The following is a 26332-nucleotide window of genomic DNA, read 5'->3' as shown; positions in this document are numbered from 1 at the left end:
AGCCAGCGCCTACAGAAGGTGGTGGCCACCGGTTACTTGAGGACGATCAGGCGGTTGGGCAGTTCGTTACGGGTGTGGGTCTGGGGCACATGCACCTTGAGCAGTTCGCCACAGGCCTCGATGCAGGTGATAAACCCGGTCAACGTCTGCCCCTGTTTCACCTGCTGGGTAAACGTCTTGACGATGGCATCCCAACTGCTGTCATCCAGGCGCTGGGAAATCCCGTCATCCACCAGGATCTCCACGTAACGCTCGGCCTCGCTGACAAAAATCAGTACCCCGGTGCTGCCCAGGGTGTGGTGCAGGTTCTGCTCCAGGAACTGCCGGCGTGCCAGGTTCGACGCGCGCCAATGCCGCACCGAGCGCGGGATCAGGCGGGTGGTGATGGCCGGCAGGCGGAACACCAGGCACAGCACAATGAACGTCGCCCATTGCGCCAGCAGCAGCGTGTGCATGGTCAACCAGCCCGACAGGTAATGCACGATCCCCGGCACCACCAACGCCACCACACTGGCCCACAGCAGCGGGATGTAGGCGTAGTCGTCGGCGCGGGCGGCCAGCACGGTCACCAGTTCGGCGTCGGTCTGTTGCTCGACCCTGGCGATCGCTTCGGCCACTTGGCGCTGCTCGTGTTCTGTCAGTAAAGCCATGGTTGTAGATGCTCTTTAGTTATTGTCATTACCAGCCACCCGAAGCCCCGCCGCCGCCAAAACCGCCACCGCCGCCCCTGAAGCCACCGCCCCCGCCACCGCCGCCGCCACGCCCACTGCTGCTGAGAATCGCCAGCAAAATGGCGCCTACCGGCAGGCCCATGCGGTTGCACAGCCACAACACCACCAGCAACAGAATGAACAAGCCGATGGAGAATACCGGGTTGTCCTTGGCGAAGTTGGGATCAGCCACATGGGCCGGCACGGCCAGCGGCTCGCCACCAACCACCTGGATCATGGCGGCCACGCCGTCGCTGATGCCCTGGGTGAAATTGCCCGCCTTGAACTTGGGCGCAATCACCTGGTTGATGATCACCCATGACTGCGCATCGGTGAGTACGCCTTCCAGGCCGTAGCCCACTTCGATGCGCAACTGGCGCTCGTCGCGAGCCACGATCAACAGCGCACCGTTGTCCTTGCCCTTCTGGCCGATGCCCCAGTGCCGACCCAGTTGATAACCGAAGTCTTCAATGGGCAGGCCTTGCAGGTCGGGCACCGTGACCACCACGATCTGGTCGCCGCTGGTCTGCTCCAGCGCCTGCAATTGCTGGCTCAGTTGCGCACGCACCGGCGGGTCGATCATCTGCGCGTTGTCGACCACCCGTCCGGTCAGCGCCGGAAAATCCGGCGCCGCCTGGGCAGTCAGGCTCACGGCCAGCAGCAGCGCCGCCAGCCACCCAGCACGCAGGGTCATCAGAATTTCACTTGTGGCGCTTTATCGGCATCGGCACTGGTGGCCTCGAAGTTGGCGCGCACCGGCAAGTCGCTGTACATCACGCTGTGCCACAGGCGGCCTGGGAACGTGCGGATCTCGGTGTTGAAGGCCTGCACGGCGGCGATAAAGTCGCGACGGGCCACGCTGATGCGGTTTTCGGTGCCTTCAAGCTGCGATTGCAGGGCCAGGAAGTTCTGGTTGGCCTTGAGGTCCGGATAGCGCTCGGACACCACCATCAGGCGGCTGAGGGCACCGCTCAGGCCTTCCTGGGCTTGCTGGAACTGCTTGAGTTTTTCCGGGTTGTCGAGGGTGCTGGCATCGACCTGGATCGAGGTCGCCTTGGCGCGCGCTTCGATCACGGCGGTGAGAGTGTCCTGCTCATGGGCCGCGTAGCCCTTGACCACTTCGACCAGATTGGGGATCAGGTCGGCGCGCCGTTGATACTGGTTCTGCACCTGGGCCCAGGCCGCCTTGACCTGTTCGTCCAGGGTCGGGATCTTGTTGATGCCGCAACCGCTCAGCACGCTGCTGATCAGTAGCAGGGCCGCGGCTTTCCAGCCCCATCGAATAGTCTGTGCTGCTTGCATGGTGTGTCTCCTGACCAACCTTATGGAATTTGACGACTGACCCTATACATCACGCGCTTGGGGCATAATCCGCCACTACTGGATTACAGCGAGCCAATCAGCTAAAAGATGCCCTTCTTTATGGATAGTTCATAAAGAGCCCGCAAGTGTGCGGTATGTACCCACACAACACCCGAACAACAATAGTCGCTCCCCACATTTTGGCCGAGCAGTGTTTACGTGACGCTGCGCAGTACGCCGAAAAAGGATATTCATGAAAAAGCTGTGTTTGCTGGGCCTTGTTGCCACTCTGGCCAGTCACTCCGTCGTTGCCGAGACCAAGCCCGCTGCGCTTAAGGACAAGGACGCGTTCGTCAGCGACCTGCTCGGGCAGATGACCCTGGATGAAAAGATCGGCCAATTGCGCCTGATCAGCATCGGCCCGGAAATGCCGCGGGAGATGATCCGCAAGGAAATCGCCGCCGGGCGCATTGGTGGCACGTTCAACTCCATCACCCGCCCGGAAAACCGTCCGATGCAGGACGCGGCCATGCGCAGCCGCTTGAAGATCCCGATGTTCTTCGCCTATGACGTGATCCACGGCCACCGCACCATTTTCCCGATCAGCCTGGCCCTGGCCTCAAGCTGGGACATGGACGCCATCGGCCGCTCCGGGCGCATTGCCGCTAAAGAAGCGGCGGCAGACAGCCTCGACATCACCTTCGCGCCGATGGTCGATATCTCCCGCGACGCCCGCTGGGGCCGCACCTCCGAAGGTTTCGGCGAAGACACCTACCTGGTGTCGCGCATCAGCGAAGTGATGGTCAAGGCCTTCCAGGGCACGAGCCCGGCCCAGGCCGACAGCATCATGGCCAGCGTCAAGCACTTCGCCCTGTACGGCGCGGTGGAAGGCGGGCGCGACTACAACGTGGTCGACATGAGCCCGGTCAAGATGTACCAGGACTACCTGCCGCCCTACCACGCCGCGATCAAGGCCGGCGCCGGCGGCGTGATGGTGGCGTTGAACTCGATCAACGGCGTGCCCGCCACCGCCAACACCTGGCTGATGAACGATTTGCTGCGTAAAGAGTGGGGCTTCAAGGGCCTGACCGTGAGCGACCACGGTGCGATCTTCGAGCTGATCAAGCACGGCGTCGCCAAGGACGGTCGCGAAGCGGCCAAGCTGGCGATCAAGGCCGGCATCGACATGAGCATGAACGACCAGCTCTACGGCAAGGAGTTGCCAGGGCTGCTGAAATCCGGCGAGATCGAGCAAAAAGACATCGACAACGCCGTGCGTGAAGTGCTCGGTGCCAAGTACGACATGGGCCTGTTTGCCGACCCGTACCTGCGTATCGGCAAGGCCGAGGACGATCCGGCCGACACCTATGCCGAAAGCCGCCTGCACCGCAGCGAAGCCCGCGACGTTGCGCGGCGCAGCCTGGTGTTGCTGAAAAACCAGAACGACACCCTGCCCCTGAAGAAATCCGCGACCATCGCCCTGGTCGGCCCGCTGGCCAAGGCACCCATCGACATGATGGGCAGTTGGGCCGCCGCCGGTAAACCTGCGCAATCGGTGACCCTGCTGGACGGCATGAACGCGGTGATCGGTGAACAGGGCAAAGTGATCTACGCCCGTGGCGCCAACATCACCAGCGACAAGGCGGTGGTGGACTACCTCAACTTCCTCAATTTCGATGCCCCGGAAGTGGTGGATGATCCGCGCTCGGCCCAGGTGCTGATCGACGAAGCGGTCAAGGCCGCGAAAAACGCCGATGTGGTGGTAGCCGCCGTGGGCGAGTCCCGTGGCATGTCCCACGAGTCATCGAGCCGTACCGACCTGAACATCCCGCAAAGCCAGCGCGACCTGATCACGGCCTTGAAAGCCACGGGCAAGCCGCTGGTCCTGGTGCTGATGAACGGCCGGCCGCTGTCGATCCTCGAAGAGAGCCAGCAAGCCGACGCGATCCTGGAAACCTGGTTCGCCGGTACCGAAGGCGGCAATGCGATTGCCGACGTGCTGTTCGGTGACTACAACCCCTCGGGCAAGCTGCCGATCACCTTCCCACGCTCCGTGGGGCAGATTCCGACCTACTACAACCACCTGACCATTGGCCGGCCATTCACGCCGGGCAAACCGGGCAACTACACCTCGCAGTACTTCGATGACACCACAGGCCCGCTGTATCCGTTTGGTTATGGCCTGAGCTACACCCGCTTCAGCCTGTCGGACATGGCGCTGTCGTCCACCACCCTGAACAAGACCGGCAAGCTCGACGCCAGTGTCATCCTGAAAAACACCGGCAAGGTGGATGGCGAAACCGTGGTGCAGTTGTACATCCAGGACGTGGCCGGCTCGATGATCCGCCCGATCAAGGAGTTGAAGAACTTCCAGAAGATCCTGCTCAAGGCCGGCGAATCGAAGGTGGTGCACTTCAGCATTACCGAGGATGACTTGAAGTTCTACAACACCCAGCTCAAGTTCGCGGCCGAACCTGGCCAGTTCAATGTGCAGATCGGCCTGGACTCTCAGGACGTGCAGCAGCAGAGTTTCGAACTGCTGTGATTTGAAGCGGTATGTGGGAGCTGGCTTGCCTGCGATGGCAACACCTCGGTGGCACTGATAGACCGAGGTGCCGCCATCGCAGCATAGGTATCTACACAACTTTGCCGCAACGCTTAAATCCAGGCAGATAGCGAAGTTGTGGCGAGCGGGCTTGCCCCGCGCTGGGCTGCGAAGCAGCCCCAAAACCAGCCGCTGGGGTGTATCTGGTACAACGCATTCGGCTTATTGGGGCTGCTTCGCAGCCCAGCGCGGGGCAAGCCCGCTCGCCACGGGGGAGTTCGTCAGTTTCTGAAAGTTGTGTAGATACTTATGGCCATCGCAGGCAAGCCAGCTCCTACATTGGATTGGCGGTGTGCTCCCTAGCCTCTTCGATCCAGCAGGTTGACCACCAACCGATCAATCCAGCCCCACACCCGCTGTTTGACCCGCCGCCACAATGGCCGGGCCTTCCATGCCTCCAGGCTGACCGCCTGGCTCTGGGCAAAATCGCGCTCGAAGCTGCCCGCCACCGCCAGCGTCAACTCCGGATCCAAGGCTTCCAGGTTGGCCTCCAGGTTGAAGCGCAGGTTCCAGTGATCGAAATTGCACGAGCCGATGCTCACCCAATCGTCCACCAGCACCATCTTCAGGTGCAGGAAACAGGGCTGGTATTCGAAGATCTGCACCCCGGACTTGAGCAGGCGCGGGTAATAACGGTGCCCGGCGTAGCGCACCGAAGGATGGTCGGTGCGTGGCCCGGTCAGCAGCAGGCGTACATCCACACCGCGCCCGGCTGCGCGGCGCAGGGCCCGGCGTACGCCCCAGGTGGGCAAGAAGTACGGCGTGGCCAGCCAGATACGGCGCTGGCCGCTGTTCAGGGCGCGGATCAGCGATTGCAAAATGTCCCGATGTTGGCCCGCGTCGGCATACGCCACCCGCCCCAGGCCCGGGCCGGTCGCCGGTACTTTGGGCAGGCGCGGCAAACCAAAATGCGTGGCTGGCTTCCAGGCACGGCGGTGGTCGTTGACCCGCCACTGGCGGTCGAACAGGGCTTGCCAGTCGAGCACCAGCGGGCCGCTGATTTGCACCATGACTTCGTGCCACTCACAGGTGTCCTGCCCTGGCGTCCAGAACTCATCGGTGACCCCGGTGCCGCCCACCACGGCGATGCTCTGGTCGACCAGCAGCAGCTTGCGGTGGTCGCGGTAGAGGTTGCGCATCCAACGGCGCCAGCGCAGGCGGTTGTAGAAGCGCAGCTCCACCCCGGCATCGGTCAAGCGGCGCCGCAGGCCCAGGGTAAATGCCAGGCTGCCGTAGTCATCGAACAGGCAGCGCACCTGGACCCCACGCTCGGCCGCGTGCACCAGCGCCTTGACCATCTGCTCGGCACAGGCACCCGCCTCCACCAGATACAGCTCAAGCTCCACCTGGCGTTCGGCGCGGGCGATCGCCACCAGCATCTGCGGGAAAAAGTTCGGGCCGTCGATCAGCAATTCGAAGCGGTTGGCGCTGCGCCAGGGGAACACCGCGCCGCTCATGTCAGCGCGCCGTGAAAATCAGCACCGCACCCACCGGCACCGACAGGCTGATCGCGTCCAGCCCGGCAGCATTGCGCAAAGTCTCTACGCCAGAGAGCAAGTCAAAATCCTTGGCGTGCAACACCAGCGGCTCCAGGGTCACCACCTGGAAACGCCGGTCATCCAGGCGTGTCGCCAGCAGTTCGGCGTTGTAGGTCTGGGTCTTGCCATGCAGGGTGACCGACAGCGGCAGGCGCAACTCCAACTGTGCCCCGGTGGCCAGGTCGTTGATAGGTTGCAGGTTGATTTGAGCGTTGATCAGCGCATCGGGGTGGGTCTTGATCTGGAACAGGTCGTTGCGCATGCGCTCGTCGCGCAGCGGGATGCCGCTGTTGACCGACTCCAGCTCGACTTCCAACTGCGCTGCGCCTTTGTCATCGACCTTGCCGTGCAGCACCAGGAAGCGCTGGACTTCAGACAGGTCAGTGTTTTTGGTGGTGACGAACGACAGCCTTGAGGATTCGTTATCCAGGTACCAGGCGGCCTGCACAGGCACGGCGATGGCGGCCAGTAGCAGGAAGGCCAGGGGTTTGAAGACGGATACGTTGAACATTAAACACTCGCGCGGAGAAAAACCTGCTCGAACAGTAGCAAAGACCCTTTGTAGGAGCGAGCTTGCTCGCGAAAATCGTCAACGCTAACGCGTGCATCCTGGATACTCGCGGTGTGCCCAGGTTTTTCGCGAGCAAGCTCGCTCCTACAAGGAGGGTGCCGCTTCAGGCCAGTGCGTGCTGCACGCCTTGCACCGTCGCCTCCAGGCTAGCCAGATGCAGACTCAACACCCGTTCCACCGGCGCCTGGTGCATCGGCCAATGCAACGCCATGCTCCCCACCAGCCGCCCATTGGCCCGCACCGGCAGCGCCACCGCGCGGATCAGGAATGGCAAGCGCACCGGATACTCCCAGTACCCTTCGGTACGCTGGCCAAACCCCTGGTGCTGGGATTGCTCGCACGCACGGTACTGATCGTCGGCCGGCACATGCTCGCGGCTGGCCAGGCGCTGGACTTCATCCGCCGCCAACTCGGCCAGGCACGCCTTGCCCATGGCCGAATGGAACAGGCTGGCATGCTGGCCGACGATCTGGCAGTTGTTGGGGTAGAGCTTGCGCAGCACCGTGGGGATCGCGCTTTCCATGACTTCCAGGCGCTCGCCGTCGAAGTTCGACAAGTCCGCCACCAACCCGGTGCGCTCGCTGAGTTCCAGCAGCCACGGCGCCGCACACTCCACCAGGCGGCGCTTGAAACGTTGCTGGGTATCGCCGAACAGGCGCTGGGCGCTGATGCGATAACGCCGGTCGCTCAGGCCACGGTAGATCCAGCCCTGCTCCTGCAAGGTCAGCAACATCCGCGACACCGTGGCCTTGGGCAGGCGCGTCAGGTAATGCAGTTCCTCAAGCCCCAGGGCCTGGTGCTCGCCGAGCAACTCAATGATGGCCAGTGCCCGCTCCACTGAACGCACAGTCCCCGTGTCGGCGTTGCTGCCCATGGCTGATCTCCCGGTTGCTGATGGATGATCGAATTTCACAGCAAGATACAGGCCGCCCTCCCCTCAGGCGTTCGCCCTCAAGCATTGCGGAGGGCGGCGCTGGACCCAATGCGTCAGTTGCTCATGGGCGTAGGCCAGTTGCAGTACGGCGCGATCCGCCTGGGCCGGGCCGATGATTTGCAGGCCCATGGGCAAGCCTTGGGGGTTGAAGCCCACCGGCACACTCATGCTCGGCAGGCCGGCCAATGTCGGGCCGATCACTACCTCCATCCAGCGGTGATAGGTGTCCATGGTTCGCCCTCCAACGACGCGCGGCCAGTGCTGTTGTGCATCGAAAGGGAACACTTGGGCACTGGGCAACAGCAGAAAATCGTAACGCTCGAACAACTTGGCCAGGGCGCGGTACCACTCGCTGCGCGCCAACGAGGCCTGATACACATCCGCTGCGCTCAGCTGCAGGCCGCCCTCCACTTCCCACTGTGCTTCCAGCTTGAGCAACCCACGTTTTTGCGGGTCGGCATACGCCGCCCCCAGCGCGCCCTGCACCAGCCAATGACGATGCACCAGCCAGGTGTGCCACAGGCGCTCCATGGAAAAGTCCGGCTGGCAGCCTTCCACTTCGCAGCCCAACGCACTGAAATCGCCGAGGGCTGATTCACACAGGCCAAGCACGCCATCGTCCATCGGCAGATAGCCGTTGTAATCCCCCAGCCACCCCAGGCGCGCGCCCTTGAAGTCGCGGGCCAGCGGCGCGCCGAATACGCTCGGATCGTCCTTGAGCGACAACGGCACCCGCGCATCAAAGCCCGCCTGGATGCTCAACAACCGCGCCACATCCGCCACGCTGCGGCCCATCGGGCCTTCGGTGGCCAACTGCTGGACAAACACCTCCGGCGCCGGCCCATGGGGCACGCGGCCCTGGGACGGGCGCAAGCCAAACACGTTATTGAACGCCGCAGGGTTGCGCAGCGAGCCCATCATGTCGCTACCGTCGGCCACCGGCAGCATGCGCAGCGCCAACGCTACCGCCGCCCCGCCGCTGCTGCCGCCGGCCACCAAGGCGGGGTCGTAGGCATTGCCGGTGGTGCCGAACACGCTGTTGTAGGTCTGCGAGCCCAGGCCGAATTCAGGCACGTTGCTCTTGCCGATGATAATCGCGCCACTGGCCCGTACCCGCGCCACGGCGATGGCGTCTTCAGCGGGCACCTGTTCGGCGAACAGTGGCGAGCCCATGGTCGTGCACAAACCCTTGGTTGCTGCCAGATCCTTGATCGCCTGGGGCATGCCATGCATCCAGCCACGGGAGCGGCCCTGGTCCAGCTCTCGGTCACAGGCCCGGGCCTCGGCCAGCACGTGCTCTTCGTCGCGCAACGACACCAGGGCATTGACCGACGGGTTGAAACGCGCAATCTGCGCCAGATAAGCCTGCATCACGTCGTGACACGACACCTGCCGGGCGTGGATCGCCTGGGACAACGCAATTGCATCGAGCTCAACAATGTTCAAGGTTTCACTCCCTTGGTAAAGCGCGCCGGTGCTGCGGCCCTCGGCGCCTCATGCATGCAGTAAGTGCCCAGCAGCGTCAGGACGCAAGCGAACAGCACATAAAACGCCGGGGCCACCGGGGTGCCCAGCTCTTTGCTCAGCCAGGTGACGATCAGCGGAGCAAAGCCACCAAACACCATCACCGCCACGTTGTAGGCCACTGACACCCCGGTGGAGCGCACCTCGATGGGAAACTGCTCGGCCAGGGCCGTCGGCGCCGGGCCGAAGAAGCCGCCGATGGCGATGCACAACATCACTTGCATCACCAGCAACCGCTCGATGGACGGCGCCGCCGCGACCCACACGTACAGCGGGTAAACCATCACGAAAAACGCCAGGGTGAAGCCCATCAACACCGGCCGCCGCCCCAGGCGATCGGACAGCAGGCCAGACAGCGGAATCACCACGGTCATCAGCGCCACGGCGAACATCTGCACCATCAATACCTGGTCCAGGGGCAGGCCCAGGTTCTTGTGGGCGAAGGTCGGCATATTCACCAGCACCACGTAGAAGGACACCGTCGCGCCACAGGCCAGGCCCATGCTCACCAGGATGCTGCGCCGATGCTCACGCAGCACCGTCATCAGGCTCGGCGCCGGGCCGGTGGCCTGTTTGCGCGCCTCGATAAATTCCTCCGGGTCTTCCATATGCCGGCGAATCCACAAGCCCACCGGGCCGATCAGCAGGCCGAACACAAACGGCAGGCGCCAGCCCCACAAGTCGAGGGTTTCTGGAGTAAAAAAGTGCGTGACCAACGCGACCATCGCCGCGCCGCCAAACACCGCCAGGCACTGCCCGACCAATTGCCAGGAGCCGTACAGGCCCTTGCGATGGGCCGGCGCGCTTTCCACCAGGAATGCCGTGGCGCTGGCATATTCACCGCCCGTGGCAAAGCCCTGGAGCATGCGCGCCACCACGATCAACAGCGGCGCGCCCATGCCGATGGCGGCGTAGTTGGGGGCAAATACGATCAGCGCGATAGACACGGTCATCAAGCGGATAATCAGTTGCATGGCGGCCTTGCGGCCTTTGCGGTCGGCGTACATGCCCAGCAGGATGCCGCCCACCGGGCGCATGAAGAAACCCACGCCGAAAGTGGCCAGGGCCATCAACAGCGAGGCGTATTCGTCGTCCGAGGGGAAGAACTGCCGGGCGATGATGCTGGCCAGAAAGCCGTAGACGATGAAGTCGTACCACTCCAGCGCGTTGCCGACCACCGCCGCTACCACTTGCCGGGTGCGGGACACGCCTTTTATTGAAGTCTGCATGAGAACACTCCATTCAACCTGTTGAGGAAAGGTCCAGCGGCAGGAAAAAGGCAGGGGTTCAGGCCGGTTTGAGCCAGCTCTCGGCCAAGGCACCCCAGTAGGCGGCACCGGTCAGCAGGATCTCGTCGTTGAAGTCATAGGCAGGGTTGTGGACCATCGGCCGCGACACGCCGTTGCCGATAAACAGGTAGCTGCCGGGGCAGCGCTGGAGCATCCAGGCGAAGTCTTCGCTGCCCATCAGCTTGGGTGTATTGGCGTCGACCGCCGCTTCACCAAGCAAGGCAATGCCGACCTGGCGGGCGAACTCGGTTTCGTCGCCATGGTTGACCAGCACCGGATAGGCCGGGCGATGTTCGATCTGCGCGGTACAGCCAAAGCTCTCGGCCTGGGTCTGGATGATCGCCTTGACCCGCTCCAGCATCTGCTCGCGCACCGGTGCATTGAGGGCGCGCAGGCTCAGGCGCAATACGGCCTGCTGGGGGATCACGTTGGCCGCTTGCCCCGCTTGCAGGGCGCCGACCGTGACCACCGCCGCTTCCTGGGCATTGATGTTGCGCGCCACTACCGTCTGCAAGGCCATGACCGTACTGGCGGCGGCGACCAGCGGGTCGATGGTCAGGTGCGGCATGGAGCCGTGCCCGCCGACACCTTCGAGGGTCACGGTGAGCAGGTCCTGGGAAGCCATCATCGGCCCGGTCCGCAGGCCCAGGTGGCCGGCAGGCAAGCCGGGCATGTTGTGCATGCCGAACAGCGCGTCACAGGGGAAGCGCTCCAGCAAGCCATCGGCGAGCATCGCTTCGGCGCCGCCCTGGCCTTCTTCGGCCGGCTGGAAAATCAGGTTGAGGGTGCCGTCGAACTGACGCGTCGCCGCCAGGTAGCGCGCGGCGCCCAGCAGCATGGTGGTGTGACCGTCGTGACCGCAGGCATGCATGCAGCCGGCGTGTTGGCTGCTGTAGGCGACGCCGGTGTTTTCGATGATCGGCAAGGCGTCCATGTCGGCCCGAATCCCCAGGGTGCGCGAGCTGCTGCCATTGCGCAGCACGCCGACCACGCCGGTCTGGCCGATGCCGGTATGCACTTCATAACCCCAGTTTTTCAGGGACTGGGCGACCAAGGCCGAGGTGCGGTTTTCTTCAAACCCCAGTTCGGGGTGGGCGTGGATATCCTGGCGCACGGCGTGCAGGTCGCTGGCGACATCGCTCAGCCAATCCAGGATGTGCTGGTGTGGGCTCATGGTGACTCTCCTCGCAGGCGGGTATTCCCGTTCTTTTTTGTGGCACCGCCACAGATAACCGCGATGGGCGTGCGAGGACAATCAAAGGTGGTTCCACCCTGTGGAACCTCAGGGCAGCAGGCGACAGCCCTGGCGCTCGCCCAGCCATTGGGCGCTGTGGCTGCGGCCCAGGCCACTGGCGGTGACCAGGCGCGTATCCGGGTGATCGGCAAAGGCGCTGGTGGGGATGTATTGCTTCACATAGCCCAGGCAATAGTCAGCCGGGTTGCCCGCCACATACCGGCACGAGCAGTACTCCTTGGCGGTGTAGGCGGCAATGATGTCGGGGAAGGCTTGCAGGTTGACGCGCTCGTGCCAGGTCCAACCCAGCACCGCGAGCAACAACAGGAGAAACAGGCTGATAAACGGCCGACGACGGATCATGGCTGCACCGCCGCAAGCACGCGCTTGAGCAGTTCATTGTGGCGATAGCTGCCATCGCGGTCATCGCCATAACGCACGATCACCAACCTTGCCTGGGGCAACACATACAACGCCTGGCCCCAGTGGCCCAGGGCCGCGAAGGTATCGTCGGGCGCATCCGGCCAGGGCCGGGCAGCGCCCTGCACTTGACGGTTGAGCCACCAGTGGCCGCCGGGCACCGCTTCGTCCTGGCCCGCGATGTACTGCGCCAGGGGTTGGCGATTGAAGTCGACCCACGCCTTGGGCAGCAATTGCCGCTCGCCCCAGCGCCCGTCCCGCGCCATCAACAAGCCAATGCGCGCCAGATCGCGGGCAGTCATGTAGGCATAGGACGAGGCGACAAAGGTTTCATTGGCGTCACTTTCCCAGGTGGCGCTGCCAATCCCCAAGGGCGTGAACAGCGCGGTCCACGGGTAATCGACATACGCCTTATGGCCAAGCATGCCCTTGAGGGCGGCGGACGCCAGATTGCTGTCGCCGCTGGAGTAGCGAAACGCCTGGCCCGCTGCAGCGAAGGTAGGAGTGTCGGCGGAAAACTCCGCCATATCGGCATGGCCACGGGTGTAGAGCATGGCCACCACCGAGGATTTCAGCGGCGCGTATTCGTAGTCTTCCTGCCAGTCCAGGCCCGAGGTCCAGTTCAGTAGGTGCGCCAGGGTGATGCTCGGGTGTTGCTTCATCGGCGGATAGAAACGCGCGACCGGGTCGCTGAGCTTGAAGCGGTTTTCGCCGTAGGCAACGCCCAATACCGTGGCCATCAGGCTTTTGCTGATGGACCAGGTCAGGTGCGGCGTGCTGGCGGTAGTGGGCGCGGCGTAGCGTTCATAAATGACTTCGCCGTCACGGATCACCAGCAACGCGTCGGTGCGGATGCCTTGGCGGGTGAGGTCATTGCGGGCCGGGAAGGCATAGTCCTCCAGGGCCTTCACGGCGGGGCCGGTCAATTGCGCGCCCTGGGCCCAATCCTTCGCCGGCCAGGCCTGGGCGTGTGCGGTAGCGGTGAACAGCAGCATGGCGACGCACAGCAGGCCTTTGACCATGGACAAGCACTCGGGGGCATTCAAACCCGCGAGCCTAATGCAGATAAATGACGGTTTGGCGACAAGGCCATCGGTTTGCCGCGCCGCATAAACCCAAGCAGCTAAAGCTGTCGTGGCGAGCGGGCTCGCCACATAAGCTCAAGGGGATGGGTTCAGGGCTTTTTCCAGGCGCTTGGCCCGGGCGCTGGCGGCAAGGTCCAGCACGGCTTGGTCGCGCTGCCACATGGCGGCCCACGCCCCTTCACTCATCGCTTGATTGACCTGCGGCTTCAGCGCCTCGAACTGCGCAAACAATCCCCCCAACAACACATGCCCTGCCGCCGAGGCCGTGGGCTGGCGAATGACTTCGGCGCAGCCGGCCAGCAACGCCAATAACTGCAAACGCAGGGTCTGGGGCCAATCACACTCCTGGCCGATGCCATGCAGCCAGGCGGTCATCGCGCTCAAGACATAGGTGTCTTCCAGCGTGCGGAAGGGTTTGACGTAGTCGTCCCAGCCATCCCCTGGCAAACGCTCGCAGGCGGCATGGTCGAGGTGGACGCGCCCGTGGCTGATATCGGGCATCAACGGGATCGCGGGCAAGGGCTCGACGCGTACGCCGGGTTCGCCGGCCAGCACTACTGCCAGGCTCAGGCGCGGTTTTTCATCGGCGGCCTCGCAACGCGCGGCGACCAATAGCCAGTCGGCGGCATCGCCGGCGGTGACGAAGTCCTTGCGCCCGCTCAGACGCAAGTCGTCCAGGCGCGTTTGCATGTCCACTGGGCGCAGGCTGCGCTGTTCGGTCGCACACAAGGCGCCCAGGCTGTGGGGCGCGCTGGGCCATAACGCGCGCAAAGCTGCTTGATAACCCACCAGAAACGCCAGGCCGGGCGTGGCCATCAGGCGCGCACCCTGGGTTGCCAATTCGAAGGGCGTCACCTGCCCCAGGCGTTGCAATAAAACGCTGTAGCCCTCGGCCAGGTTGGCGTGGACGGGCAGTCGGTCGGGTCGATCGAGCAAAGCGTGCCAGGGCATGGAGGGCTCCTTGGGGGCTGTCATCTAAGCGTCACCGTAGATTCATGGAGATGACACCGGGGGTACATAGCCTGACTTTGCACAACAAAGTCGACTGGCCGCAACCCTGGCCGGCACCTGGAGACTCGCCATGACTCAGATCGCCCGCATCAGTGACACCGGCAATGAACGCCGTCTGCAAGCCGAACGCCTGATCGGCGCCCAGGCTTTGCAGGAAGCCCAGGCCCTGCGTTTCACCGTTTTCAGCGGCGAGTTCAATGCCAAGCTGAAAGGCGCGGAGCTGGGCCTGGACATGGATGACTATGATGTTCACTGCAGCCACATTGGCGTACGGGACTTGAACACCGGGCGACTGGTTGCCACTACCCGGCTGCTGGATCACCAGGCGGCCAGCACCTTGGGCCGGTTCTACAGCGAAGAAGAATTCAGCCTCCACGGCCTGTTGCATCTGCAAGGGCCGATCCTGGAGATCGGTCGTACCTGCGTCGACCCGGCCTACCGCAACGGCGGCACCATCGCGGTGCTGTGGGGCGAACTGGCCGAAGTGCTCAACCAGGGCGGCTACAGCTACCTGATGGGCTGCGCCAGCATCCCGATGCACGACGGTGGCATCCAGGCCCACGCAATCATGCAGCGCCTGCGCGAACGCTACCTGTGCAACGAACACCTGCGCGCCGAACCGAAAAAACCGCTGCCGAGCCTGGACCTGCCGTCCAACGTCATCGCCGAAATGCCGCCGCTGCTCAAGGCCTACATGCGCCTGGGCGCGAAGATCTGCGGTGAGCCATGCTGGGACGAGGATTTCCAGGTGGCTGACGTGTTCATCCTGCTCAAGCGCGACGAGTTGTGCCCGCGTTATGCCCGCCACTTCAAGGCGGCCATGTGATGGGGCGCCTGCGGGTCTACGGGCGGATCGCCCGCGTGCTGCTGGTGGTAAGCCTGGGCTTGAGCATGGCCGGGGTGTTTGGTCTGTTCGAGCGCCTGGGGGTTGCCAACTCCATGGTGCGGCGCCAGCGCTGGTCGCGGTTTTTCATGGCGCGCTTGAGCAATGCCCTGCCCTTTCGCGTGAGCGTGCATGGCGAAATGCCGCAACAGCCGATGCTGTGGGTCAGCAACCATGTGTCCTGGACCGACATCCCGCTGCTGGGCATGGTGACGCCGCTGTCGTTCCTGTCCAAGGCCGAGGTGCGTACCTGGCCGGTGGCCGGTTGGCTGGCGGCCAAGGCCGGCAGTCTGTTTATCCGCCGTGGCTCGGGTGACAGCCAATTGATCCGCAAGCAGATGACCCGTCATCTGCAGCAAAAACACCCGCTGCTGATGTTCCCTGAAGGCACCACCACCGATGGCCGCAGCCTGCGCACCTTCCATGGTCGGCTACTGGCCAGTGCGATTGATGCCGATGTTGCGCTGCAACCGGTGGCTATCCGGTATTTGCGCGATGGGCAGATTGATCCGCTCGCACCGTTTATTGGTGATGATGATTTGCTCTCGCACCTGATGCGCCTGTTTGGCAATGATCAGGGCGACGTTGAGATTCATCTGCTCAAGCCGATTGCCTGCGCCGGCCAGGAGCGTGCAGCGCTGGCGTATCAGGCGCAGCAGGCGGTGCACAAGGCGTTGTTCGGCGAGGCGGTCCTGCCAGCCGAACCAAGACATATAGGCACACTGGCCGCTGCCTGAGCCTCCCTGTAGGAGCGAGCTTGGCTCCTACATAGAGGTAGTGTGTTGGGCGGAAAATACCTGCAGTTGGGGATAGAACACCCGGAAGTCCTCGCTCAACGGCTCATACAACAGCCGCAGTTCCTGCATCGCCTGGCCCAGTTCCTCGGGTTGGCTCAGGCGCCGGGAAATCCCCCGCAGCACTTGCTCCATCACCGCAAACTCGCGGTAGGAGCCCAGCCAGTCATCAGCCGCCATGTAGGGCGCAATCTGCGCCAGGCGCCCCGGCAGCTGCGGTTCGGCCGCCAGTACCCGGTAAACCTGGGAGGTAAAGCGCTCCAGCGGCTGGTCGGCATACTGGGCCCAATCCCGCGCCAGGCAATGGTCGAAGAACACGTCGAGGACGATCCCCGCATAGCGCCGCCGGGTCAGGGTGAAGCGTGACAATGCCTGCCCGACCAGTGGATGGCTGTCGGTAAAGCGGTCGATCGAGCGATGCAGTTGGATTGCTGCCTCGATTTGCGGGCTGTACTGGCCCTGTAGGCGGCCTTTGACGAAATCGCCATAGAGGCTACCCAGCAGTTGTGCAGGAAGTTGGCCGCCAAGGTGCAGATGTGCGAGATAATTCATGGCGCGCAGTTTAGCACTGCCATCAACGTATCGTTATAACCCGATATACCGATTTATCTGGTAACAAGATCAAAATCGTATTGGTATATCGGGATATAGCGATTTAAAGTTCGCCTCATCGCGATATAACGTTTTACCAATACCGAGCCCTGCCATGTCCATTGACCTCGACGAAATAATAAAAGCCCTGGCACACCCAGTACGGCGAGACATTCTCAACTGGCTGAAAGACCCGAAAGTGCAGTTCCCCGAGCAAGTGCACAACCACGAGTACGGCATCTGCGCCGGCCAGATCGACCAGCGCTGCGGCCTGTCCCAATCCACCGTGTCGGCACACCTGGCCACCCTGCAACGCGCAGGCTTGATCAGTAGCCAGAAAGCCGGGCAATGGCACTTTTTCCGCCGCAATGAAGACGTGATCCAAGCGTTTATCCAAGCCATCACCGAAGAACTCAGCCCCCCGCTGTAAAGGACCCCTCGATGCCTCTCTCGCTACTCATACTGGCCCTAAGCGCCTTCGCCATCGGCACCACCGAATTCGTCATCATGGGCCTGTTGCCCGATGTGGCGGCCGACCTCGGTGTGTCGATTCCAGGCGCCGGCTGGCTGGTGACCGGCTACGCCCTGGGCGTGGCCATCGGTGCCCCGTTCATGGCACTGGCCACCGCCAAGCTGCCGCGCAAGGCCGCCCTGGTAGCGCTGATGGGCATTTTCATCATCGGCAACCTGCTCTGTGCCCTGGCCAGTGACTACAACGTGCTGATGTTTGCCCGTGTGGTGACCGCGCTGTGCCACGGCGCGTTCTTCGGGATCGGCTCGGTAGTGGCCGCCAACCTGGTACCGGCCAACAAGCGCGCGTCGGCGGTGGCCCTGATGTTTACCGGCCTGACCCTGGCCAACGTACTCGGCGTGCCCCTGGGTACCGCGCTGGGCCAGGAAGCTGGCTGGCGCTCGACCTTCTGGGCCGTGACGGTGATTGGCGTCATTGCGCTGATCGGCCTGATTCGCTTCCTGCCGGCCAAGCGGGATGAAGAAAAACTCGACATGCGCGCCGAACTGGCGGCCCTCAAGGGTGCCGGCATCTGGTTGTCGTTGAGCATGACTGCGCTGTTTGCCGCGTCGATGTTCACCCTCTTCACCTACGTCGCGCCGCTGCTGGGGGATGTAACCGGTATCTCACCCAAAGGCGTGACCTGGACCCTGCTGCTGATCGGCCTGGGCCTGACCGTGGGCAATATCATCGGCGGCAAGCTGGCGGACAAGCGCCTGGCAGCCACCCTGATCGGCGTGTTTATCAGCATGGCCGTGGTGTCCACCGCCTTGACCTGGACCAGCGTCGCCATTATTCCCACCGAAATCACCCTGTTCCTCTGGGCCACCGCGTCGTTTGCCGCCGTGCCGGCGCTGCAGATCAACGTGGTGACGTTCGGCAAGGCCGCGCCCAACCTGGTCTCGACCCTCAATATCGGCGCTTTCAACATCGGCAACGCGCTAGGCGCCTGGGTTGGCGGCAGCGTGATTGCCCACGGTTTCGGCCTGACCAGCGTGCCGTTGGCGGCTGCAGCCCTGGCGATCCTGGCGCTGGTGGTCACGCTGATCACGTTCCGCCAGAGCGGCGATGCCGACCTGGCGCCGGCCACTAATTAATCACTTAGAACAGACGAGCGTTTGCGATGACGACTATTTTCGATCCGATCAAACTGGGCGATGTGCAACTGTCCAACCGCATCATCATGGCGCCACTGACCCGCTGCCGTGCCGATGCCGGCCGCGTACCCAATGCGCTGATGGCTGAATACTATGTGCAGCGGGCCTCCGCCGGGCTGATCCTCAGCGAAGCCACCTCGGTGACGCCGATGGGCGTGGGTTATCCGGACACCCCGGGCATCTGGTCCAACGACCAGGTGCGCGGCTGGACCAACATCACCAAGGCCGTGCATGGCGCAGGCGGCAAGATTTTCCTGCAGCTGTGGCATGTAGGGCGTATCTCGCACCCGTCCTACCTGGACGGCGAAGCCCCGGTGGCACCGAGCGCCATCCAGCCGGCAGGCCATGTCAGCCTGGTGCGCCCGCTGGCGGACTACCCGACCCCACGCGCCCTGGAAACCGCAGAAATCGCGGATATCGTCGACGCCTACCGCGCGGGTGCCGAAAACGCCAAGGCTGCCGGTTTTGATGGGGTGGAAGTGCACGGCGCCAACGGTTACCTGCTCGACCAGTTCCTGCAAAGCAGTACCAACCAGCGCACTGACGAGTACGGCGGGTCCCTGGAAAACCGTGCACGATTGTTGCTGGAAGTGACCGATGCAGTGATCGAAGTCTGGGGCGCCGGCCGCGTGGGCATGCATTTGTCGCCGCGGGGCGATCTCCACGACATGGGCGATGACAACCTGGCAGAAACCTTCACTTACGTCGCCCGTGAACTGGGCAAGCGTGGCATCGCCTTTATCTGCGCCCGCGAAAAAGAAGCCGGCGACAGCCTGGGCCCACAACTGAAGGCCGCGTTCGGTGGCCCGTACATCGTCAACGAGCGCTTCACCAAGGACAGCGCCAACACCTGGCTGGCTTCGGGCAAGGCGGATGCGGTGGCCTTTGGCGTACCGTTTATCGCCAACCCGGACCTGCCGGCGCGCCTCCAGGCCGATGCACCGCTGAATGAAGCGAACCCACAGACCTTCTACGCCAAGGGCCCGGTCGGTTACATCGACTACCCGACCCTGCCACTGTAGGAGCGAGCGTGCTCGCGAAAAACCTGAGAACGCCGCAATAAACCAGATGCACTGCGTTATCGTTTACGTTCTTCGCGAGCACGCTCGCGCCTACACAAAAGCAGAAACGCAAAAGCCCCGGTTCGTGAGAGCCGGGGCTTTTTATGTGAGCCATCCGTTGTAGGAAACACTCCTTCACAGCAATGCAACAATATCGCTACAAAATACTTAGCCGGCTACCTTTCAACCCGGCGCCAGCGCGTATATAAAGTCACCCCACAAATAAGTCGGAAGGACGATTGACCGTCCTTGGGCTTTACTGTTGACACAAACGAACGTAATTACGCATTTTGTATCAATTGCGCAGGCCCGGGCTCAGGCGCAGCATGTCCAGCCCTATATCCACCAGACGCTCGGCCTGCTGATACAGCTCGAAGCTGTCAGGCACCAGTAGCCACTGGCCAATAAGCCCATTGATATAAGCGTGAATGCACACCGCCCCGCGAGCGGTGTCGAGGTTTTCCGGGAGTTGCCCGCGGTGGACTGCATTGCGCAGCGTCAGGCCGATGCGCAGGTTGCACTCAAGGCTGTGGGTCTGGCGCTGACGGCGCATGTCGCACATTTCATCGGTAAATTCGCACTTATGGAACAGGATCTCATTTATGCGCCGAGTCTTCGGGTCCAGGGCCACCTGATGAAAAAGATGGATCAGCAGCTTGCGCATGCAGCCCAGCGGATCTACCTCATCCTCGCTTTCACTGGCCCTGGCCAATTCGTCCAGCGGTTCGTGCAGCGTGTCGAGCAGTGCCTGCAACAGGTCCGACTTGTTGCTGAAGTGCCAATAGATCGCGCCCCGCGTCACCCCTGCCCTGGCCGCGATATCTGCCAACGTAGTGCGCGCAACGCCGCGCTCATAAAAGGCTTGCTCGGCGGCTTCAAGTATTTGGCTACGCGTTTCCTGAGCTTCCTCTTTGGTACGACGAACCATGGCAGTAACACCTCAATCAGGACACGAGCGGTGGTTGATGACCACCTTCTGAATAATTATGGGACGACACCTTCATGGGCGCCGAACGTAATAGAATCGAGGCTTTCAGCGCTGCCTTGTAAGGAATCCGCGAAGCCTGTCAAGAGTTTACAAACAACCATGAACGTAAGTATATTGCCTAGCAAGCTACTTATCTACTCAATGCCTGTTTTTTACCCTTCCACACTTCTTGTGCGCATAAAGCGCGCCTGACCCGAGGATCTTCATGCAACTTAAGCCAGCTGTTACCGCTCTGGTCACTGCCGTCGCCCTGGCATCGCTGCTCAGCGGATGTAAAAAGGAAGAAGCGGCGCCGCCCGCTCAAACCCCTCAGGTCGGCGTGGTCACCATTCAACCTCAAGCCTATACCCTGACCTCCGAATTGCCGGGGCGCACCACTGCGTTCCGCATCGCGGAAGTGCGCCCGCAGGTCAACGGCATCATTCTCAAGCGCCTGTTCAAGGAAGGCGGCGACGTCAAGGAAGGCCAGCAGCTCTATCAGATCGATCCGTCGGTCTATGAGGCCACCCTGAAAAGCGCCCAGGCCAACCTGCAGCAGACCAAGTCGATTGCCGACCGCTACAAGCAACTGGTCAACGAGCAGGCCGTCAGCCGCCAGGAATACGACACCGCCGTGTCCAACCGCATGACCTCGGAAGCCAACCTGCAGAGCGCCCAGATCAACGTGCGCTACACCAAGGTATTCGCCCCGATTTCCGGGCGTATCGGCCGCTCCTCGGTCACTGAGGGCGCACTGGTCAGCAATGGCCAGGCCGATGCCATGGCCGTGATCCAGCAGTTGGACCCGATCTACGTCGACGTCACGCAGTCGTCCACCGAGATGCTGAAGCTGCGTCGCGACCTGGAAAGCGGCCAACTGCAAAAAGCCGGTGAAAACGCGGCCATGGTCAAGTTGACCCTGGAAGACGGCAGCGAATACAGCCAGCAAGGCCGCCTGGAGTTCTCCGAAGTGTCGGTCGACCAGACCACCGGTTCGGTAACCCTGCGCGCCGTGTTCCCCAACCCTGACCACACCCTGCTGCCGGGCATGTTTGTCCACGCGCAATTGCAGGCCGGTGTGAACAGCAAAGCAATCCTCGCCCCTCAACAGGGCGTGACCCGCGACATCAAGGGTATCCCGACGGCGCTGGTGGTGACTGCCGACAACAAGGTTGAACAGCGCGTGCTGGTGGCCAACCGTACCGCCGGTGCCTACTGGCTGGTGGAAAAGGGCCTGAATGCCGGTGACCGTGTGATCACCGAAGGCTTGCAGTTCATCAAGCCGGGCATCACGGTTGAAGCGAAGGAAGCCACCAACGCCAAGCCTGCCGGTACTGCTCCTGCCGCTGCTGGCAAAGGGGAGTAATACATGTCGAAATTTTTTATCGACCGTCCCATTTTTGCCTGGGTAATAGCCCTGGTAATCATGCTGGTCGGGGCACTGTCGATCCTGAAGTTGCCCATCAACCAATACCCGGCCATCGCGCCAACCGCCATTGATATCCAGGTGACCTACCCAGGCGCGTCCGCACAAACCGTGCAGGACACCGTGGTGCAGGTGATCGAGCAACAGCTCAACGGTATCGACAACCTGCGTTATGTGGCCTCGGACAGTAACTCCGACGGCAGCATGACCATCACCGCGACGTTCAACCAGGGGACCAACCCCGACATCGCTCAGGTTCAGGTGCAGAACAAGCTCAACCTGGCGACCCCATTGCTGCCGCAAGAAGTGCAGCAGCAAGGGATCCGCGTAACCAAGTCGGTGAAGAACTTCCTCATGGTGATCGGCCTGGTGTCCGAAGACGGCACCATGACCAAGGATGACCTGTCCAACTACATCGTTTCCAACATCCAGGACCCGATTTCACGGACGTCTGGCGTCGGTGACTTCCAGGTCTTCGGTTCCCAGTACGCCATGCGTATCTGGCTGGACCCGGCCAAGTTGAACAACTTCCAGATGACCCCGGTGGATGTCAGCGCCGCCGTGCAGGCCCAGAACGTACAGGTGGCCACCGGCCAACTGGGCGGCCTGCCTGCTCTGCCCGGCACTCAGTTGAACGCCACCATCATCGGCAAGACCCGTCTGCAAAGCGCCGAGCAGTTTGAAAAGATCCTGCTGCGCGTGAACAGCGATGGCTCCCAAGTGCGCCTGGGCGATGTCGCCCGGGTCGAGCTGGGTGGTCAGAACTACAGCATCAGCGCCCAGTTCAACGGCAAGCCGGCTTCCGGCATGGCGATCAAACTGGCCTCGGGCGCCAACGCCCTGGACACCGCCAAGGCCATCCGCGCCACGGTCGCGTCCCTGGAGCCGTTCTTCCCGCCTGGCATGAAAGCCGTGGTTCCCTATGACACCACCCCCGTGGTGACCGAATCGATTTCCGGGGTAGTCGATACCCTGGTCGAGGCGATCATCCTGGTGTTCCTGGTGATGTACCTGTTCCTGCAGAACTTTCGCGCCACCATCATCACCACCATGACGGTACCGGTGGTATTGCTGGGTACATTCGGCATCCTCGCGGCCTTCGGCTTCACCATCAACACCTTGACCATGTTCGGCATGATCCTGGCCATCGGCTTGCTGGTGGACGATGCGATCGTGGTGGTGGAAAACGTCGAGCGGGTGATGGCCGAGGAACACCTGTCGCCCAAGGAGGCGACGGTCAAGTCCATGAGCCAGATCCAGGGCGCCCTGGTGGGTATTGCCCTGGTACTGTCGGCGGTACTGCTGCCGATGGCATTCTTTGGCGGCTCCACGGGTGTGATCTATAAACAGTTCTCCATCACCATTGTGTCGGCGATGGCCCTGTCGGTGCTGGTTGCACTGATCTTCACCCCGGCCTTGTGCGCCACCATGCTCAAGCCGATCGACCCTGAGAAACACGGGCAACCCAAGCGTGGTTTCTTCGGCTGGTTCAACCGCACCTTCGACCGTGGCGTACTGAGCTACGAGCGTGGCGTGGGCAACATGATCAAGCACAAGGCGCCTTCGTTCCTGGTGTACCTGATCATCTTCGCCGGCATGATCTGGCTGTTCACCCGTATTCCGAGCGCGTTCCTGCCCGAGGAAGACCAGGGTGTGATCTTCGCCCAGGTGCAGACGCCGGTCGGTTCTTCCGCCGAGCGTACGCAAACCGTGATCGACGACATGCGTGCCTACCTGCTCAACGACAAGGAAGGCGAACCGGGTGAAGGTTCGGCCGTGAAGTCGGTGTTTACCGTCAACGGCTTCAACTTTGCCGGTCGTGGCCAAAGCTCGGGCCTGGCGTTTGTGATGCTCAAGCCATGGGACGAGCGGGATGCCTCGATGTCGGTATTCGAGGTGGCCAAGCGGGCCCAGGGTTACTTCTCCCAGACCTTCAAGGACGCCATGGTGTTCGCCATCGTGCCGCCTTCGGTACTGGAGCTGGGTAACGCAACGGGGTTCGACGTGTTCCTGCAGGATCAGGGCGGTGTTGGTCACGATGCCTTGATGAACGCCCGTAACCAGTTCCTCGGCATGGCGGCCCAAAGCAAGATTCTTGCTGGCGTGCGTCCAAACGGTGTGAACGATGAGCCGCAGTATGAGTTGACCATCGACGACGAGAAGGCCAGCGCCCAGGGCATCAGCCTGTCGAGCATCAACCAGACCCTGGCGATTGCCCTGGGTGGCAGCTACATCAACGACTTCATCGACCGTGGTCGAGTGAAGAAGGTCTATATCCAGGGCGATGCCGCTGGCCGGATGTCCCCGGAAGACCTGAACAAATGGTACGTACGCGCCGACGACGGGAAAATGGTGCCGTTATCAGCCATTGCCTCTGGCAACTGGATCTTCGGTTCGCCGAAACTGTCGCGGTACAACGGCGTAGCGGCAATGGAAGTCCTCGGGACCCCGGCGCCGGGCTACAGCACCGGTGACGCGATGGCAGAAGTCGAGCGTATCGCCAAGCAACTGCCAGCGGGTGTGGGCTATGCCTGGACCGGCCTGTCCTATGAAGAACGCTTGTCCGGCTCCCAGGCGCCTGCGCTGTACGCCCTGTCGTTGCTGGTCGTGTTCCTCTGCCTGGCAGCGCTGTACGAAAGCTGGTCGATCCCGATTGCGGTGGTGCTGGTTGTGCCGCTGGGTGTAATCGGTGCACTGATGGCTACCAGCCTGCGGGGACTGTCCAACGACGTGTTCTTCCAGGTGGGGTTGTTGGTGACCGTGGGCCTGGCCTCGAAGAACGCCATCCTGATCGTGGAGTTCGCCAAGGAGCTGCATGAACAGGGCAAGGGCATCGTCGAGGCGGCCATCGAAGCGTCCCGCATGCGTCTGCGTCCGATCATCATGACGTCCATGGCGTTCGTCCTCGGTGTACTGCCGCTGGCGATCTCCTCGGGCGCAGGTTCGGGCAGCCAACACGCAATCGGTACCGGGGTAATTGGCGGTATGATCACCGCTACCGTCCTGGCGATCTTCTGGGTGCCACTGTTCTTCGTGACCGTGTCCGCCATTGGCAGCCGGAAAAAAACTGACAAGTCCGATACACCGCAAACTCCTAAAGAGGCTGGCTAATGCGCAAGTCGCTACTTTCCCTGGCAGTCACGGCATTTGTGCTCAGTGGCTGCTCGCTGATCCCTGACTATCAGCAGCCTGAAGCGCCGGTTGCCGCCCAATTCCCGCAGGGGCCGGCGTATTCGTCGGCCCAGGCGCCGAGCCAGGCCGCGGCCGAACAGGGCTGGAAGCAGTTTTTCCACGACCCTGCCCTGCAACAGTTGATCCAGGTTGCACTGGTCAACAACCGTGACCTGCGCGTCGCCGCGCTGAACATCGACGCCTTTGCCGCGCAGTACCGCATCCAGCGTGCGGACCTGTTCCCGGCCGTCGGCGCCAATGGCAGCGGCAGCCGCCAGCGCGTTCCGGCACGGGCCTCGCAAACCGGCGAATCGAACATCACCAGCTCCTACTCGGCGACCCTCGGGATCAACGCCTACGAGCTGGACCTGTTCGGCCGGGTACGCAGCCTGAGCGAAGAAGCGTTGCAGAAATACTTCGCCACTGAAGAAGCGCGCCGCAGCACGCAGATCAGCCTGGTGGCCAGCGTGGCCAATGCCTACCTGACCTGGCAAGCGGACAAGGAACTGCTCAAGCTGACCCAGGACACCCTGGCCGCCTACGAGCAGAGCTTCAAGCTCACCTCGCGCAGCAACGAAGTCGGCGTAGCCTCGGCCCTGGACTTGAGCCAGGCGCGCACCTCGGTTGAAAGCGCCCGTGTGCAACTGGCCCGCTACACCCGCCAGGTGGCCCAGGACGAAAACAACCTGACCCTGCTGCTGGGCACCGGCCTGCCGGCGAATCTCGTTACTCAGCCGCTGTCCGACGACCTGTTGAGCGAAGTACCGGCTGGCCTGCCTTCAGACCTGCTGCAACGTCGTCCCGACATCCTGCAGGCCGAGCACAACCTCAAGGCTGCCAACGCCAATATCGGCGCGGCACGGGCTGCGTTCTTCCCGAGCATCAGCCTGACCGCCAATGCCGGTACGTTGAGCCCGGACCTCGGCGGCCTGTTCAAGGGCGGCTCGGGTACCTGGTCGTTCGCGCCACAGATCAACATCCCGATCTTCAACGCCGGTAGCCTGCGCGCAAGCCTGGACTACTCGAAGATCCAGAAAGAGATCAACGTCGCGACCTACGAGAAGTCGATCCAGACCGCGTTCCAGGAAGTCTCCGACGGCCTGGCGGCACGTGCGACCTACAACCAACAGTTGCAGGCCCAGCGTGATTTCGTCTCGGCGAACCAGGACTACTACCGTCTGGCAGAGCGTCGCTACCGCATTGGTGTCGACAGCAACCTGACCTTCCTCGACGCCCAACGCCAGCTGTTCGCTGCCCAGCAAACGCTGATCACCGACCGCCTGGCCCAACTGACCAGCGAAGTGACCTTGTACAAGGCCCTCGGTGGCGGTTGGAACGAACAGACGGCGAAGAATGAGCCAGTGAAAGAAGAAGCGCCGAAACTCAAGTTGTTCTGAGCGGCGTAGCGACACACGAAGCCCACCTTTTGGTGGGCTTTTTCATGGGCGCACAGTTTCGTGCGATCACCGCCCAAAACCCGCCCTCCCCCAATTGAATCGCCCCAGCAACGCCACGCACCATGGCCCGCACCTGAAAACCACCAATAAC

The 26332-nt window shown here is 62.4% G+C and carries 23 protein-coding genes; 9 read left to right on the top strand and 14 right to left on the bottom strand.

Features of this window, described 5'->3' with window-relative positions; genetic code table 11:
• Positions 1–32: 32 nt before the first annotated feature.
• The 3 genes from C5F71_RS19500 to C5F71_RS19490 are packed head-to-tail and all read right to left on the bottom strand — an operon-like array spanning position 33 to position 2012.
• Positions 33–650 (bottom strand): TPM domain-containing protein, encoded by a 618-nt coding sequence (locus C5F71_RS19500; RefSeq protein ID WP_029299129.1) that lies wholly within the window; start codon positions 648–650, stop codon positions 33–35.
• Positions 651–678: 28 nt separating this feature from the next.
• Positions 679–1407, bottom strand: coding sequence for a YgcG family protein (locus C5F71_RS19495; protein ID WP_371923397.1), 729 nt, complete (start codon positions 1405–1407; stop codon positions 679–681).
• The gene (locus tag C5F71_RS19490) at positions 1404–2012 is read right to left on the bottom strand and encodes a LemA family protein (protein ID WP_029297013.1); all 609 of its coding nucleotides are present in this window, start codon (positions 2010–2012) and stop codon (positions 1404–1406) included. Before C5F71_RS19490 ends, C5F71_RS19495 begins: the two co-directional genes overlap by 4 nt.
• A gap of 253 nt (positions 2013–2265) precedes the next feature.
• Here C5F71_RS19490 and bglX point away from each other — a divergent pair, with 253 nt between their 5' ends.
• Complete coding sequence (bglX, locus tag C5F71_RS19485) at positions 2266–4557, top strand: beta-glucosidase BglX (RefSeq protein ID WP_104911755.1); 2292 nt, start codon at positions 2266–2268, stop codon at positions 4555–4557.
• Between the two features lie 359 nt (positions 4558–4916).
• On the opposite strand, the gene C5F71_RS19480 is transcribed toward bglX, so the two are convergent.
• From C5F71_RS19480 to C5F71_RS19440, 9 genes are all read right to left on the bottom strand, one after another.
• Positions 4917–6074: a phosphatidylserine/phosphatidylglycerophosphate/cardiolipin synthase family protein gene (locus C5F71_RS19480; protein ID WP_092234153.1), complete on the bottom strand. Its 1158-nt coding sequence runs from the start codon at positions 6072–6074 to the stop codon at positions 4917–4919.
• 1 nt (position 6075) lies between these two features.
• The gene (locus C5F71_RS19475; RefSeq protein WP_104911754.1) at positions 6076–6666 is read right to left on the bottom strand and encodes a YceI family protein; all 591 of its coding nucleotides are present in this window, start codon (positions 6664–6666) and stop codon (positions 6076–6078) included.
• Positions 6667–6829: 163 nt separating this feature from the next.
• Positions 6830–7600 carry an IclR family transcriptional regulator gene (locus tag C5F71_RS19470; RefSeq protein ID WP_029297019.1) on the bottom strand — a complete coding sequence of 257 codons (771 nt, stop codon included), beginning with the start codon at positions 7598–7600 and terminating at the stop codon, positions 6830–6832.
• Positions 7601–7663: 63 nt separating this feature from the next.
• Positions 7664–9106, bottom strand: coding sequence for an amidase (locus C5F71_RS19465; RefSeq protein ID WP_104911753.1), 1443 nt, complete (start codon positions 9104–9106; stop codon positions 7664–7666).
• Positions 9103–10413 carry a citrate-proton symporter gene (locus C5F71_RS19460; protein WP_029297023.1) on the bottom strand — a complete coding sequence of 437 codons (1311 nt, stop codon included), beginning with the start codon at positions 10411–10413 and terminating at the stop codon, positions 9103–9105. The genes C5F71_RS19465 and C5F71_RS19460 overlap by 4 nt, the downstream gene beginning before the upstream one ends.
• Before the next feature lie 58 nt (positions 10414–10471).
• A complete protein-coding gene (locus C5F71_RS19455; RefSeq protein WP_104911752.1) occupies positions 10472–11647 on the bottom strand; it encodes a M20 aminoacylase family protein in 1176 nt (391 codons plus the stop codon).
• Between the two features lie 108 nt (positions 11648–11755).
• The gene (locus tag C5F71_RS19450; RefSeq protein WP_029297027.1) at positions 11756–12070 is read right to left on the bottom strand and encodes a hypothetical protein; all 315 of its coding nucleotides are present in this window, start codon (positions 12068–12070) and stop codon (positions 11756–11758) included.
• The gene (locus C5F71_RS19445) at positions 12067–13149 is read right to left on the bottom strand and encodes a serine hydrolase (protein WP_104911751.1); all 1083 of its coding nucleotides are present in this window, start codon (positions 13147–13149) and stop codon (positions 12067–12069) included. Before C5F71_RS19445 ends, C5F71_RS19450 begins: the two co-directional genes overlap by 4 nt.
• Positions 13150–13287: 138 nt before the next feature.
• Positions 13288–14163 (bottom strand): acyl-CoA dehydrogenase family protein, encoded by an 876-nt coding sequence (locus tag C5F71_RS19440; RefSeq protein WP_104911750.1) that lies wholly within the window; start codon positions 14161–14163, stop codon positions 13288–13290.
• 130 nt (positions 14164–14293) lie between these two features.
• Between C5F71_RS19440 and olsB the strand changes: the two genes are divergently transcribed.
• Positions 14294–15049: an L-ornithine N(alpha)-acyltransferase gene (olsB, locus tag C5F71_RS19435; RefSeq protein ID WP_029297033.1), complete on the top strand. Its 756-nt coding sequence runs from the start codon at positions 14294–14296 to the stop codon at positions 15047–15049.
• A complete protein-coding gene (locus tag C5F71_RS19430; RefSeq protein WP_104911749.1) occupies positions 15049–15843 on the top strand; it encodes a lysophospholipid acyltransferase family protein in 795 nt (264 codons plus the stop codon). The genes olsB and C5F71_RS19430 overlap by 1 nt, the downstream gene beginning before the upstream one ends.
• Positions 15844–15870: 27 nt before the next feature.
• Here the strand turns inward: C5F71_RS19430 and C5F71_RS19425 are convergent, their stop codons facing one another.
• Positions 15871–16452, bottom strand: coding sequence for an ACP phosphodiesterase (locus tag C5F71_RS19425; RefSeq protein WP_104911748.1), 582 nt, complete (start codon positions 16450–16452; stop codon positions 15871–15873).
• A 154-nt stretch (positions 16453–16606) separates the two neighbouring features.
• On the opposite strand from C5F71_RS19425, the gene C5F71_RS19420 reads away from it, so the two are divergent.
• Genes C5F71_RS19420 through C5F71_RS19410 form a run of 3 tightly spaced genes read left to right on the top strand, consistent with a single transcriptional unit; the run spans position 16607 to position 19181 of the window.
• A complete protein-coding gene (locus C5F71_RS19420; protein ID WP_029297039.1) occupies positions 16607–16921 on the top strand; it encodes a helix-turn-helix transcriptional regulator in 315 nt (104 codons plus the stop codon).
• An 11-nt stretch (positions 16922–16932) separates the two neighbouring features.
• On the top strand, positions 16933–18099 hold the full coding sequence (locus C5F71_RS19415) for an MFS transporter (RefSeq protein ID WP_032858023.1): 1167 nt from the start codon (positions 16933–16935) through the stop codon (positions 18097–18099).
• A 26-nt stretch (positions 18100–18125) separates the two neighbouring features.
• Positions 18126–19181, top strand: a complete 1056-nt coding sequence (locus tag C5F71_RS19410; protein WP_092234132.1) for an alkene reductase — start codon at positions 18126–18128, stop codon at positions 19179–19181.
• Positions 19182–19515: 334 nt separating this feature from the next.
• Here C5F71_RS19410 and C5F71_RS19405 read toward each other — a convergent pair whose 3' ends face one another.
• On the bottom strand, positions 19516–20148 hold the full coding sequence (locus C5F71_RS19405; protein ID WP_029297045.1) for a TetR family transcriptional regulator: 633 nt from the start codon (positions 20146–20148) through the stop codon (positions 19516–19518).
• Positions 20149–20413: 265 nt separating this feature from the next.
• Here C5F71_RS19405 and C5F71_RS19400 point away from each other — a divergent pair, with 265 nt between their 5' ends.
• Genes C5F71_RS19400 through adeC form a run of 3 tightly spaced genes read left to right on the top strand, consistent with a single transcriptional unit; the run spans position 20414 to position 26181 of the window.
• The gene (locus C5F71_RS19400; RefSeq protein ID WP_029297047.1) at positions 20414–21553 is read left to right on the top strand and encodes an efflux RND transporter periplasmic adaptor subunit; all 1140 of its coding nucleotides are present in this window, start codon (positions 20414–20416) and stop codon (positions 21551–21553) included.
• A 3-nt stretch (positions 21554–21556) separates the two neighbouring features.
• Positions 21557–24724 (top strand): efflux RND transporter permease subunit, encoded by a 3168-nt coding sequence (locus C5F71_RS19395; RefSeq protein WP_029297050.1) that lies wholly within the window; start codon positions 21557–21559, stop codon positions 24722–24724.
• Entirely contained in the window at positions 24724–26181 is a 1458-nt protein-coding gene (gene adeC, locus C5F71_RS19390) for an AdeC/AdeK/OprM family multidrug efflux complex outer membrane factor (protein WP_029297052.1), read from the top strand. The genes C5F71_RS19395 and adeC overlap by 1 nt, the downstream gene beginning before the upstream one ends.
• The last annotated feature ends 151 nt before the right edge of the window (positions 26182–26332 follow it).

Source organism: Pseudomonas sp. LG1D9, from assembly GCF_002949995.1.
Taxonomy (GTDB): Bacteria; Pseudomonadota; Gammaproteobacteria; order Pseudomonadales; family Pseudomonadaceae; genus Aquipseudomonas; species Aquipseudomonas proteolytica.
The sequence above is the reverse complement of the archived record's forward strand: the minus strand, read 5'-3'. Positions and strand labels throughout refer to the sequence as shown.